This is a genomic window from Hymenobacter sp. UYP22 (assembly GCF_040547285.1).
GTDB lineage: Bacteria > Bacteroidota > Bacteroidia > Cytophagales > Hymenobacteraceae > Hymenobacter.
On the sequence record NZ_JBEPPK010000009.1, the window covers coordinates 25,743 to 39,629 of the forward strand.

At 57.3% G+C, this 13,887-nt stretch carries 8 protein-coding genes; 7 read left to right on the forward strand and 1 reads right to left on the reverse strand.

Going from position 1 to position 13,887, the window contains the following annotated elements:
• Positions 1-482 precede the first annotated feature (482 nt).
• Both ABIB60_RS14530 and ABIB60_RS14535 read left to right on the forward strand, forming a co-directional pair.
• The gene (locus ABIB60_RS14530; RefSeq protein ID WP_354580874.1) at positions 483-869 is read left to right on the forward strand and encodes a hypothetical protein; all 387 of its coding nucleotides are present in this window, start codon (positions 483-485) and stop codon (positions 867-869) included.
• A gap of 940 nt (positions 870-1,809) precedes the next feature.
• Positions 1,810-2,862, forward strand: a complete 1,053-nt coding sequence (locus tag ABIB60_RS14535) for a serine hydrolase domain-containing protein (protein ID WP_354580875.1) — start codon at positions 1,810-1,812, stop codon at positions 2,860-2,862.
• 496 nt (positions 2,863-3,358) lie between these two features.
• Here the strand turns inward: ABIB60_RS14535 and ABIB60_RS14540 are convergent, their stop codons facing one another.
• Positions 3,359-3,505 (reverse strand): hypothetical protein, encoded by a 147-nt coding sequence (locus ABIB60_RS14540; protein WP_354580876.1) that lies wholly within the window; start codon positions 3,503-3,505, stop codon positions 3,359-3,361.
• Positions 3,506-3,916: 411 nt separating this feature from the next.
• Here ABIB60_RS14540 and ABIB60_RS14545 point away from each other — a divergent pair, with 411 nt between their 5' ends.
• The 5 genes from ABIB60_RS14545 (at position 3,917) to ABIB60_RS14565 (ending at position 13,770) form a co-directional block, all read left to right on the forward strand.
• Positions 3,917-5,137 (forward strand): TolB-like translocation protein, encoded by a 1,221-nt coding sequence (locus ABIB60_RS14545; protein ID WP_354580877.1) that lies wholly within the window; start codon positions 3,917-3,919, stop codon positions 5,135-5,137.
• Between the two features lie 1,759 nt (positions 5,138-6,896).
• Positions 6,897-10,112 carry a SusC/RagA family TonB-linked outer membrane protein gene (locus ABIB60_RS14550; protein ID WP_354580879.1) on the forward strand — a complete coding sequence of 1,072 codons (3,216 nt, stop codon included), beginning with the start codon at positions 6,897-6,899 and terminating at the stop codon, positions 10,110-10,112.
• 16 nt (positions 10,113-10,128) lie between these two features.
• Entirely contained in the window at positions 10,129-11,577 is a 1,449-nt protein-coding gene (locus tag ABIB60_RS14555; RefSeq protein WP_354580880.1) for a SusD/RagB family nutrient-binding outer membrane lipoprotein, read from the forward strand.
• Between the two features lie 11 nt (positions 11,578-11,588).
• On the forward strand, positions 11,589-12,944 hold the full coding sequence (locus ABIB60_RS14560) for a sodium:solute symporter family transporter (protein WP_354580882.1): 1,356 nt from the start codon (positions 11,589-11,591) through the stop codon (positions 12,942-12,944).
• On the forward strand, positions 12,937-13,770 hold the full coding sequence (locus ABIB60_RS14565) for a metallophosphoesterase family protein (protein WP_354580883.1): 834 nt from the start codon (positions 12,937-12,939) through the stop codon (positions 13,768-13,770). The genes ABIB60_RS14560 and ABIB60_RS14565 overlap by 8 nt, the downstream gene beginning before the upstream one ends.
• Positions 13,771-13,887: the final 117 nt, after the last annotated feature.

Genomic DNA, 13,887 nt, shown 5'->3' on the forward strand with positions numbered 1-13,887 from the left:
GGGGGGCTGAGTGCGGTAAAAGAAGCTGATAGTTTGTAAGTCATGCCTTAAAGCTGGGGTTGACTCCTCATTCATTCACATCGCCGTCCGGCACAATTCTAAAAGGGCGCAAGCCCAAACTCCTGTTTCAACTGAGGGATGGTTTCGCCCCTACCCTCGGGCTTGGCAATTACCTCACATACTAACTGATCAATCCAAAGGAGGGCTTACCCGCTTCTGTTTCTAACTGCTAGCGAGAAAATTTCAACGGTGCATTATAGTGGCCTTTGTCTCCTTTCTGCCCAATAGAGGTTAGCTCAATACCTAAGCGAGCTGATATCACATCTGGCCTTACGTCTTCACTTGTCAAGGCAGAATAAACCCAGGAATTAGAAGGGCACATATATCAGTTAAATAGTCGGCTGGGGCATAGCATGGTCTTCTTCCTTAGCCGAATCAACCCGCTACGGCCGCCCCATTTACTTCTTTATAACCAATCGAATATGCTGGCTCTCTTCGCGTTGCCTAAGCCCCGGGTTCTGGTACTCGGCATCGGTCTGCTCACCGGCTGTCAGAATGAGGGTGAGATACAAGGCGAGTACGTGCCATTAGTTCAGGAACCGGGCGTAGCGGAATTATTACGCGTGACCGGCAACCATCAGTTTCACTACCAGTACCGGCGGGGTGCCGCGGTGTTTGATCACTCGGGAAGCTGGGAGTTGGAAACCCGGCAGGGCCACGACTACCTGGTACTGCGCTATTGGCAGGAGCCCCGCTCCCGGTGTGGGCTGAGCCGGTCCACCATTGCCAGCTTCGAACGGCAGGACGACCAGCTGTGGCTGATCAAGGATTTACCCGACTGCGCCTGGCAAAAGCAGTTGGATGATTAAGCACAAGCTGTTGCGGGTAGTATGACGCTGAATTTAAATGCCGGCCTGCCCTGGATTGCATAGGGGTAGTTAGTTTGCTACACTTCCTGCTGCCCCGTGCCGGAGAAGTCAGGACCGGGGCTACGCTCTCGCCACCCTACTTTTGACGAGTATTGTCTATAACCTTTGGGAGGAACCCTTGCCACTTAGTTTAAGTATGATAGAAATGATATCCAAATTGTACTTTACTGTTTATTACACAATTAAGAATCTGCGCGTAAAGCTTATACCCGGGAATATAATTGGGGTTTCCAAAGCTATAGATGCCCTTCTTTATCTGTCACTCTTGCAGATACTGAACGTGAAATTTTTACTAAAGCATGTGATATATACGGACGCCAGACATTGTCAAGCGTGCAATGACTTTACCCGGCGAGGCGTATTGGTAGTGGCTAGCGTATTCATCCTGCTATGTAATACGATAATTCTTCGGAATGAGGGAGAAAATCGTGTACCCCTAAAGAATCACAAATCAGCCAACGTGTATGTAGCTTGCTACGCGGCCTTATCCGTAATTCTCTTCTTCGTTTAGCAACAGTCATCTGCAGTAAGCCATTTGATAGGCTGGCACAACAGCTCCTGCGCGCACTGGGTCACTGCATAACTAGTGCGCTTGGGTTACCAGATCTACTAAAGGGTGCCCTCTTGGAAGTCGCTTTTGTACATACCGGGAATTAGGTAGATGTACGACTGCTTATTTGGTGCAGCTCATTCTGCCTACCTATTTCATAAGCGTTGGGTTATCCTCCCGGGCAACTGTTACTGGAAGAATGGCATCTGCTTTCCAAACGGGGTATTAAGTTACGTACCCTGCTATCCTTTATTTCTTAGCGCATCTCGCTTCCTTACTGTCATGAAAGCTACCCTGTTCTGCTTCTGCTTACTTTTTAGTTGCCTGGTTATGCCGGCGCCAAGCCCGGCTCAAACCTTGACTTCGGGTCTGGATTCTCTCCTGCATGGCCCGCAGGGGCTGCAGGCGCGCTACCCAAATCTGGGCTTGAGCGTGGGAGTCGTGCGCGGCAAGGCCGTGGCCTACTATGCCCTGGGTACTACCGAGCGTAGCACAGGCGCGCCGATCGACAGCACCACACTGTTTGAAATCGGCTCCATCACCAAAACATTCACGGCCCTGCTGCTGGCCTGGGAACAGGAAAAAGGGACATTGGCCGCGCAGGCCAACCTGGAAGCGGCCCTGCCTTCCACCATCCGGCTGCGGCCGGGTTTACGGGGCCAAGTAAAGCTGTCGGCCTTGGCCACGCATTCCTCCGGGCTGCCCAACCTGAGTAACGACCGCTACATCCAGGCCCTGTTCGATCAGGACCCGGTGCAACCCTTTCACCTGGTAACGCAGCAGTACCTCTACCGCATACTGCAGGAAACGGACTCGCTGCAGGCTCCCGGCACCTACCACTACAATAATTTCGCCTTTTCGCTGCTGGGCACGCTGCTGGCGCAACGCGCAGGCCTAACGTACGGCCATCTGGTGCAGCAGCGCATCATCCAGCCCCTGGGGCTGCGCACGACCGGCCTTACTTACCACACGGCCCGCATCGCGGGCCGCTATACCACCAAAGGGGAAGCCAAGCCGGCCATTGTCATTAACGCCGTGGCACCCGCCGGGGGGCTGAAGTCCAATGCTGTAGACCTGGTGCGCTACGTACAGGCCCAGCTCAACCCTCCCGCCGGCACTCTGGGGCGCGCCATTGTTCGCACCCACCAGCCCGCGTACCAGGATAGCACTATTACCATGGGCATGGGGTGGGAAATCCAGAAACGCGAGGGCCATCGGGTCTACCAGAAGGATGGCGACACTTTCGGCAACTCCTCCCTGGTGTGGTTTGACCCCCAGCGGCAGGTGGGCTTCGTCATTCTGTGCAATCACCAGGATGCCAAACTGGTAGCGGAAATTGGCCGGCAGGTAGAGCAGTTTGTGCGCGGCAGCCAGCCGCTGTAGTGGAAGCGCTACCGCATTAGTCCACTTACCTGCTCTTCACGCTCGGAAAACTCCTCTCTGCCCGAGCGCCCTACCCGAAGCGGTAGCGTGTGCCACCAACAAATGAGTTGCTAGGTGGATGGGCGAGACAGAAGGGTAAAGCTGGCAAAAGAGTCGCTTTAATACAGTGACTACTTTTCTTCGGCTGTGCCGCGCGATAAATTGAATACGACTAATCCAAACGGAATACAGGAAAAGAGTGTGACCCCTGCGCCGAGGTCAGCACTTAACTCGCTGCCTAGCCAAATCAGAAGCGAGGCCAACACGAGGGCAGTGGTCTTAGCCGCCGTTGATGCTTTCGATCGAGCCAGCCAAAAAAGAGGATAGCTTAGAACAAGTATCAGGGGGGCTAACAGCAAAAAGCCAGCGAGCGATAGGGGGGTAGATTCTGATAGCAGCAGGGTTAAGATCATCAGCAGTATCGAGCAGTATGGATTAGCCTAGGTAATAAAGCTGTTTAAAAAGAAGCAATTCGTGTGCTTCGTTTCAGCAAGAACACGACAAAGACAATCCAACGTAAGGCTAGCCAGTTTTCGACGCTGGTTTCGTAGCGCACCAGCAAGGTCTTGAAGCTGTCGAGCCAAGCGTTGGCGGGTTCGGCCATGGTGCGGCAGCGGTAGAGTTTTTCGTCAAAATAGACGTAGTGTTCGTCTGCGGCCCCGTTGCTGCGCGGGTTGCGCGCCAGAGTAGGGGGGATGACGCGTTGAGCCCACGTGCGGCGTAAAATCGTGGTGTCGAAGGCGGTGTCGGCGTTCAGGAAGAGCCCTTTCAGGTCGATCTGGGCTGCTTCCAGCAGGCTGCATGGCTTTTAACCAGTGTACCGGGTCAAGTCCAGTAAGTCCATTTACGTTAACTAGCGGCTTATCACAAGCTGACTTCTCGGACAGATTTACTACTTCTGGTATTTAACTTTCCTTGCACGGTTTCGGTCGTGTAAATAATGCAAAAACGACTATTAGCCAAGTGACTTTTGCACCGGCGCTTGATCTTCCGGCTTTATCCCACTTATCCTTGTATGACACCACACCGATGGCTGCTGTATGGCGGCTTAGTGAGTAGCTGCCTTGCCTGCCAGGAACAGCGCGAAAAGGCTCCGTCCGCAGTAGAGTCAGCCCTTCCCCCACAGCCCGCAACGGCCGGCACGTCAGTGGCGGCTACCCCGATCGTCGAGGCGTACTTCTCCTGGCACCAGGCCGGCCAGTATATTCTGGATGTGGATTTTTCACCCCGCACCTCGGAACTAGCCCTGGTGCTGCAGTACCAGCGTCAGCCGGTCAGCCATGACGGGCCGCCTCCGCCGCCGTTGCCGGCCAACGACCGGAGCGAGGATCCCGCCATCAGCCTGCTCCGCACCGATACCCGGCAGCTTACCCGAGTTGACTATGGCTGGACGCCGGCCTTTTCGCCCGATGGGCTGCTATTAGCCTATAGCCACCAGCAGCAGCCTATGCCCAACCTGCGCGCGCTGGCCTCCACCTTTGCCGGCAACCCCATCCGGATCTACGACCGCTCGACACGGCACGTGACCACCGTGGCTCGCCCAGCACGGACGTTTCTGTTCGAGCCGCGCTTTACGGGCCCGCAGGAATTGGTGTATCAAATCGGCGACACGGTAAACGGCAGCTACGCTGGCGGCGTGGGTCTGCTGCAACTAAACCTGCGCACGCAGCGCACCGATACGCTGTACGCAGTCCAGCGCAGCCACGGGCACTACCATTTGCTGGGCGGCGTGTGGCCGGGAGCGGGAGAGCTGTACTATTCCGTCGCGGTGCCCCAGGATCATTCCCTCTGGATGGCCAATGCTTACGAGCACCAACTGTATACTAGGCGGGGCCTAGCGCAAAGCTTCGGCCTCAGCAGCGAGGCGTATGTTGAGGACCTGATCGGTTTGCGTCCTGGCGGGAAAGCAGTGCTTATAGGCCAGGGCCAGGACACGGCCGACACAAGATATTACCTGAGCTATTGGCGCAAGGGGAGGGGGCAGCGGGAACGGGCCTTACCGAGCGCGTTTTCGAAGGCCGTGCTCAGCCCCGACGGCCAGTACCTGTTTTACCAGACGCAGGAGGGGCAAGCCTTTGTGCTCAACACCGATACGTTTCAGCAGACTCCGCTGTCCACTGGCGATGTGGAGGTACAAACGGTGCAATGGGCCGCCGATTCGCGACGCTTGGCGCTGATACAGACCTCCGAGAAGCTGGCCGCTACCGATGTGGTGCATCTCTATCGGTTGCGTTGAGAGATAGTGCGAACAGCATTTCCCTGCTCATACTCAGCGGGAGGTGGAAGTCATTAAATGGCCTATGGTAAATAGCATTTTGGGAGCAGTGAGGAATGGGTAAGCCAGAGCGCGGGTTCACGGAATCCTTTCTTAATATAATCAGAGTTGTCGGCCGCTTCTGCCCTAAACGTTCGCCTCGTTAAGTGCGCGGGCGAGTTCTGCAACCGCCCCGACCGTTTACTAGATGTAAAAAGCTGTTAGCTATCCTGTTTCAGTTGCTCAGTTGAAGAGTCAGTACAGAATACCTTAGTGTAGGCTGTCGAGTTTCGCCCGTTCTAAGTCGGTGTACGTAATAGTATAGCCTGTAGCTACCACCGCATCTAGTTCAACCGCCATTCCTTGGTAGAGCCATCTTACCACGTGGTAGCTGCTCGTTCCAAATGGGTAAGAGGTGCCGTATGCGTTATTCAGCGTAGCTTCTAGTCGATTACCTATGCTACTCCACGGCTGGCCATCTGCGTCCAGCTTCAGCACCAGCCGAACTAGCTTACCGGCCGAATAGGATGGATAGACCTGCATGGCGAGGCGTTCGTGGTTCATTGACCACACTAATTCGCCTCGTACACGGAGGGAATCAAGGTGATGCGTGACGTGGAGGGAGTCCATGCCCAACCGCAACCCGGCGCCTACTGGAGCGGTCGCTGGCTGCCGGCGTGTCATAGCCAGCGCCTGGTGATACTGGTTCTCTATTTCGGTGGGAGAACGCGTGTCGCAGCCAGTAAGCAACAGGAGCAAGAGCCCTTTACTAAGACGGAAGCAAGGCCTAGGGGATAGGCGGGATACCAGAGAACTTCTCACTAGTCACTAATGTATAAAGCAGCCTAAAAGCAAACAGGGTATTCTTCGTAAAATACTACCGCAAGACCAGCTGCCAATTACCTCAAAACCCGCACGTATTCCAAGGGTGGGGGTATAAGTCCGCTTATGATAAGCGGGTTAGCTAGCGTAAATCGACTTACATAGCCAAGCATCCTTGCAAATAGCCATGAAATCAATGCTCCTGTTTAACTGAACCGTCACGTATAACGGGAAGCCTTTCGTAATTGAGTTGGGAAATATGAGGGTCCGCTAGACTGCACTCAACTTCCACACAGTCACCGAGATGCAAGCCTTTCTTTTCGAAGGTCCCTCCATATCGAATACCAGCTACATGATAGCGGCATTCCACCTCTGCAGGGCCTGTTCTCAACCCTGGAGGCTTTCCTGCCCACACTATCTTGCCTTGTGTAACGGCGTAGCGCTTCATCTTCTCGCGTTTAGAGAAGTAAGAATATACACAAGCAAGACACACCAGCAGCAAGGCCATGCGGCAACCAACCTGCCATACGTTGTTAAATCTGCTTGTATGCTTACGCTGGCTCTTTGCTGCTCCCACATGATACGTCGATAAATCAACCAAGAGGTAAAAAACATTGATCCGGTAGAAGTCCCGATATCCTACTGCTATTTCCTCTACCCGCATCTTCGGCGTTGTGAAAATGGTGAGATTGAGGTTGATGCTAGCTTCAGCTTAGCCAGACCACCTCAACAAATGGGCTACTTTTGAGGGCGTAGCGATCCGTACTTAAATCCGCTGCCGCATCTATGTCGTTTGTCGGGCAACGCCTCGGCGGTTGTGGCTGCCAAAACGGAATAGCTGTGCGGCCTACTTCGGCCCGTTAGCCCTACCCCCCTGGTGTAAATTGCCAGAATTTCATTTCCCCAATACTTTCCCTAGATGCGAACATTATTACCCGTTGCCTTTCTTTCCGTGGTATCCGCATCCGCATTTGCCCAGAAACTCACCGGGCAGGTGGTAGACAGCACCTCATTACAACCGATTGTGGGGGCCACCGTGCAGGTAAAACGTACGCAGGCGGGTACGCTCACCAGTGCTACGGGCGCGTTCACGCTCACCAACTTGCAGCCCGCCGATGTACTGGTCGTTACCTCCCTAGGCTTCAAACCGCAGCAGATTCAGTATACGGGCCAAACCAACCTGACGGTTAAACTAGCTTCGAGCCTTATTCTCAACGAAGTTGTGGTGACAGCCCTGGGGCTGGAGCGTAACGCCCAAAGCCTGGGCTACGCGGTGCAGAAACTAGATAGTCGGCAGGTCAGTGAGGTGAAAGCGGCTAACTTTCTTGATAACCTAGCGGGCAAGGCAGCGGGCGTCATGGTTACGGCTGGCTCAACGGGGGTAGGGTCGTCCTCGCGCATTACCATTCGGGGCGAGTCGTCCTTCACCAACAACAACCCTCTCTTCGTGGTGGATGGTATCCTGCTTAATAACGCGACGGTGGTCAACCGCGTCAACGACGATGCCAACGGGTTTCAGGAAATTGATTTCGGCAACGGGGCCATGGAAATCAACCCCGACGACGTGGCCTCAGTGTCGGTACTGAAAGGACCGGGGGCGGCGGCGCTCTACGGCACCCGGGCCTCGAATGGGGTTATCCTGATAACGACCAAAGATGGGGCGGGGGCAGGTAAAGGGCTGGGCGTCAGCTTCAACAGCACCTTCTATGCCGAGCGGCCGTTTCAGCTGCCCCGCTTTCAGAACACCTACGGGCAGGGCAACAGCGGGGCGTTTCGGTACGGCGACGGCCTGGGCGGGGGTGTCAACGACAACATCTCCTACAGCTACGGCCCGCGGCTGGACGCGCGCCTGCTCATTCCGCAGTACGACAGCCCCGTTACGCTGCCCGACGGCCGGGTGGTGCGCGGCGCCGATACGCGGCTCTACAGCGGCCTGCCCATCACCCCGACGCCGTTCGTGGCGCACCCCGACAACCTGAAAGATTTTTACCAGACCGGCCGCACGGCCATCAACAACCTGGCCGTGACGGGTGACTTCGACAAGGGCAGCTACCGGCTTTCCTTCACCGACCTCAACAGTCAGTCGATTATTCCGGGGGTGGACCTGAAGCGCAAAACTCTGGCCGCCCGGCTGCAGTTTGACCCGACCCAGCGGCTAAAAATCAGCTCCTCGATCAACTACATCAACAGCGGCAGCGACAACCGCCCCGCCACCAAGTACGGTTCGGAAAACACCAACTACGCCCTGAGCGCCTGGCTGGGCCGCCAGACCGACATCAACCCCATGAAGCAGTACTGGCAGCCGGGGCTGGAAGGCGTGCAGCAATTTTCCTACAACTACACCTTCTTCGACAACCCGTATTTTACGCTCCACGAAAACCGCAACTCGTTCACCCGTGACCGGCTCATCGGCAACTTGGCCGCCACGGCCGAGGTGGCCGACAACCTGACGCTGCTGGTGCGCAGCGGCATGGACTACTCCAGCGAGAACCGCAAGTTTCGCCGGGCCTTTAGCAGCAACCGCTTCAAAAACGGGGCCTACGCCGAAAACGCCGTTTTTTTCCGGGAAATCAATACCGACTTCCTGCTCAACTACACCCGCAGCCTGGGATCGTTTTCGCTTGATGTTTCGGCGGGGGGCAACCGCCTGGACCAGCAGACCTCGTTTGATCAGTACCAAGCCCTGACGCTGGCGCAGCCGGGCGTGTTTAAGCTCAACAACGCCGCCTCGCCGGTGGAGGTGTACCAGCAGAGCGGCCGCAAGCGCATCAACAGTGTGTATGCCCTGGCCAAGCTGGGATTCAAAGACCTGTTGTTTGTGGATGTCACCGGGCGCAATGACTGGTCCAGCGCCCTAGCTACGCCCACCTCGACGGCCAATACGTCCTTCTTCTACCCGTCGGTAGCGGCCAGTTGGGTGCTGTCGAACCAGTTCCAGCTGCCCGCGGTCGTTTCCTTTGCCAAGGTGCGGGCCAGCGTGGCCAGCGTCGGCAACGACACCAGCCCCTACCAGACGGCGGGCACCTTCACGGCCCGGAACCCGGTATTTTCGCAGCCGGCGTTCAGCGACCAGAGCACCATTGCCAATACCAACCTGAAACCGGAGTCCATTACCTCGCTGGAAGCCGGGGCGGATGTGCGCTTCTTCACCGACCGGCTGGGTTTCGACCTGACGTATTACGATTCGCGCACCCGCAATCAGATTCTGTCGCTGCCCATTGCCATTCCGACGGGCTACAGTGAGCGGGTCATCAACGGCGGGGAAGTACGGTCGCGGGGCCTGGAGGCGGTGGTAAACGCCACGCCCGTGCAGACCAGCCGCTTCCGGTGGAACGTGAGCCTGAACTTCAGCCGGAACCGGACCACCGTGGTATCGTTGCCCGAAGAAGCCGGCACCCTGACGCTGGGCTACAACCGCATCTACGACAACGTGAACCAGACCGTCTGGTACCAGGTGCGACAGGGCGACCGGGTGGGCGATATGTGGGGAACCGGCTACCAGCGCACCGCGCAGGGCGACTTTCTGGTGGGCAGCAACGGGCAGTACATTGCCAACAACACCCTCAAGAAGCTGGGCAACTACAACCCCGACTTCATGGCGGGCCTCTCGAACCAGTTCAGCGCAGGCAATTGGAACCTCGGCTTTCTGCTTGACTGGCGACAGGGCGGCATCCTGGTGTCGCGCACCCTGGCCTTGGCGGGCGTGGCTGGCCAACTCAAGGAAACGGCCGACCGGCCCGAGGCCGGCATCGTGGCCAAGGGCGTGGTGAATACCGGCACCGCCGAAAACCCGGTGTACCAGCCCAATACCCGCGCCATTCCGGCCGAAACCTATTACCGAATGTACTATGACCGGAACCACGAGGAGAATAATACCTACGATGCTTCCTACGTCAAGCTGCGGGAACTGACCATCGGCTACAGTGTGCCGCAATCGGCCTGGGTGGCCAAAAAGCTGCGCACGCAGCAGCTGACCATTGCCCTGATCGGCCGGAACCTGCTGGCTTTCTCGCACATGCCGCACTTCGACCCCGAGCAGACCTCGTTCCAGCAAAACCAGCTGCAGACGGGCGTTGAGGATATGAGCTACCCCACCACCCGCAACGTGGGCCTGAAGCTCAGCGCCAATTTCTAAGCCCTGTCACCAGCATATGAAACGGAAATTATACAGCCTGCTGCTGCTGACCGTCCTGACCGGCGCCCTGCCCGCCTGCACGGACCAGTTCGAGGAAATCAATACCAACCCCAACGCGCCGGTGGACGTGCAGCCGGCGCTGCTGCTGCGCAAAATCATCTTCGACTACGGCGAGCAGATGTCGTACGAAGCCTTCGTGGCGGGCAACCTGCTGGGGCAGTACTTCACGGCCATCGACTTCAACCTGTTTGACCGGCACAGCCTGAGCGAGCCGCAGTACGGCGGTAACCCCTGGCCCTTTTTGTACAGCAACCTGCGCGACAACGAGATACTGCTGCAGAAAGCGCGAGCAAATCCGGCTTTCGGGGTGTACGAAGGCCCGGCCCTGATCCTGAAAGCCTACCTGGCCGCCACGCTGACGGACCTGTACGGCGACGTGCCCTACAGCGAGGCGCTGCAGGGCAAAGCGGGCATCATTACCCCGGCCTACGACAGCCAGGAAGCCATTTACACGGCCCCCGGCGGCATCCTCGACAATCTGGACAAGGGTATCACCTCCATCAATAACTACCAGGGTATTACGCCGCTGGAGGGTGACGTCCTCTACGGGGGCAACCGCAGCAAATGGGTGCTGTTTGCCAACTCGTTGAAAATTAAGTACCTGATGCGTATATCCGGCAAGGTAAACGTGCAGCCTGCCCTGCAAAGGGTCGTGGCCGAGGGCAAGTACATTACCAGCAATGCGGACAATGCGGCATTTCGGTTCTCACTGGCGCAGCCTAATAATTTCCGCATGTCGACAGCTCGAATTGGGGATTACAACCTGTTTATCATGTCCAAAACCAGCGAGGACCTGCTGGCGGGACTGAGCGACCCCCGGATAGCCACGTATTTTCGACCCACAGCAGCCAATCCGGGTACCTACAAGGGGCTGTTGAACGGGCCTGATGCCTCCAGGCTATCCATCACGTTGGCCGATTATTCGCTCACGGGCACCATCTTCCGGGAAAACTCGGACCGCTTGAATGCCAACTTTATGACGGCGGCCGAAACCAGTTTTCTGCTGGCCGAAGCCGCCCAGCGCGGGCTGATGGCTGCCTCGGCGCGCACCTGGTACGAGCAGGGCATTACCCAGTCGTTTGCCTACTGGGGCACGGCGCTGCCCGCCAGCTACCTTAGCAGCAGCCGGGTGGCCTACGGGCAGAACGGCCATAATCCGCTGGAGCAGATCCTGACGCAGAAATGGCTGCATAACCTCAATAATGGCTACGAAGGCTGGACGGAGTATCGCCGGACGGGCTTCCCGCGCCTGAAAACTATTTCGGCCAGCCTCAATAACGGGCTGATTCCCGTGCGTATGCCTTACCCCGCCACGGAAAGTGCGCTGAACGCGGCGCACTACCAACTAGCGGCCGCCAAAACTCAAAGCAACAGCATCAACGCCCCCGTGTGGTGGGCCCGCTGATTCCTCCTATTATGAGTACAACCCTGTGGCAGTGGGCGTTGGTGCTGGCTTCCAGCATCACGCTATTTCTGGTGTCGCCGCTGGCCCGCACCGCGCCTGAGTTTTTCCGCGGTACCCGCAAGGCCCGCACGCCCAATACCGTTTTTCTGACGAGTAGTCTAGTCATTTCCTGGCTGTTTGCCAAGTCGATTACCAATGCCGCCAATCTGGGCCAAAGCTTCGGGCTGGTGGGGGGGGTGGCCTACGCTGGGTACTACCTGTCGTTTCTGGTGGCCGGCTTTGTCATCGTGGCTATGCGCAATAAAGGCGGCTACCGCAGCATCCATGAGTTTCTGGAATCAAAGTACGGAGCGGGGGCAGTGGTTGTGTTTACCGGCCTGATTATCATTCGCCTGTACAACGAAATCTGGTCTAACACGATCGTCATCGGCTCGTATTTCGGCGGGCCGGGCACAACGGCTTACTACGTAGCCATCGTAGTGTTTACCCTGCTCACGCTGGCCTACACGCTGAAGGGCGGCATGAGCAGCTCAATTATGACCGACGTGATTCAGCTCTCGCTCTTTGTGGTGCTGCTCACGGTTATTCTGGGGTTTATTTTGCCGGAGTACGGGGGGAGTCTGGTGCCCTTCCTGGGCAGCGGGGAATGGACCTTGGGGCAGGGCGTTGATTTGCTGCTGGTGGCATTGGTACAGTGCTTCAGCTACCCCTTTCACGACCCGGTGCTCACCGACCGGGGATTTATTACCGATACGCGCACCACACTCCGCTCGTACCTCTGGGCGGGGGCTATCGGCGCGAGCTGCATCATTTTTTTCAGCTTCGTGGGCATCTTCGCCAAGCTCCACACCCTCACGGGTGAGGCCCCGGTGGCCGTAGCGCGGTACTTTGGGGTGCCCATGCTGCTGCTCATGAACCTGATCATGGTGACGTCGGCCTCCTCGACCCTGGATTCGGCCATGGCTTCCTTCTCCAAACTCATCAGCATTGATCTAAGCAAAGCGGCCGAGCCCAGCGTATCACGGGGTCGGTGGGCCATGGTGGTGCTGACGGTGCTGGGCACGGTTCCGGTGTTTTTTAACCCCGCTATTCTGTCGGCCACCACTATCAGCGGTACGCTGGTGCTGGGGCTGGCCCCCGTATTTTTGTTCTGGCACGTACCCGTGCCGCGCTGGGCCTTTCACTTGTCAGTCATCGGGGGGCTGGTGGTGGGCGGCTTGCTGACTATATTCCCGCTGCCCGGTACCCTGCACCTGGGCGACGGCAAGTACGGGGCGCTGCTTAGCACGAACCTGCTCACGTCGGGTTTCTGTTTCGGCGTATTCGGACTTTGTGCACTTCTCCCCAAAAAGCCTGCTCATGGATAACCCTATGCCCACCGACCTCGGTCCGCGCAATGGCCGGCTGCTCGTCTTTGGGGGGCCTTACTCAAACTTGCAGGCCCTGGAAACGCTCCGGGACATTGCCGACCAGCTGCAAATTCCGGCGGGTAATATCATCTGCACCGGCGACATTGTGGGCTATTGCGCCCAACCCGAAGCCGCGGTGCAATTTGTGAAAGCCTGGGGCGTGCACGCCATTCAGGGCAACGTGGAGCAGAACATCATCCGGGGCGAAGACGACTGCGGCTGCAATTTCGCCGAAGGCAGCCGGTGCGATGTATTGTCCCGGGCCTGGTTTCCGTACGCGGTGCGGAGCCTGGCAGCCAGTTCGGTGGCCTGGCTAGGCACTCTGCCGCTCCACCTCACTTTCCGGTATGCCGGCCAGACGGTAGCCGTGCTGCACGGGGCGGCCACTGGCATTGCCGATTTTGTGTTTACTTCCACCCCCTGGCCGGTGAAGGAAGCTAGCTTCGCCGCTACCGGAGCTACGGTAATACTGGCCGGCCACGCCGGCCTGCCCTTCGTGGATGAGCGTGCAGGGGACTACTGGCTTAACGCGGGCGTGATTGGAATGCCCGCCAACGATGGTACCCCGCGCGTGTGGTATCTGTTGCTTGACGATACCGATGGCTTGTTCAGCTACTCCTTCCACGCCTTTACCTACGACAACGGGAAGGCCCATCAGCTGATGCGGGCCAATGGGCTCCCTGACTCCTACGCGCAAACGCTCCTGACAGGTATCTGGGATAACTGTGAGATTTTGCCGGAGGCCGAGAAGGCTTTGCAGGGCCGAGCCATTACGCTGCACTAGAAAGTGAGCCAACTCATCAAGCGGGCAGAAGATAACTCAGATTGCGCGAGAGCACGGCTCGAGCGAGGCAATCAGCCCTGCTAGACAACCACATAAGCCACTTAGTGTGGCGGGCTC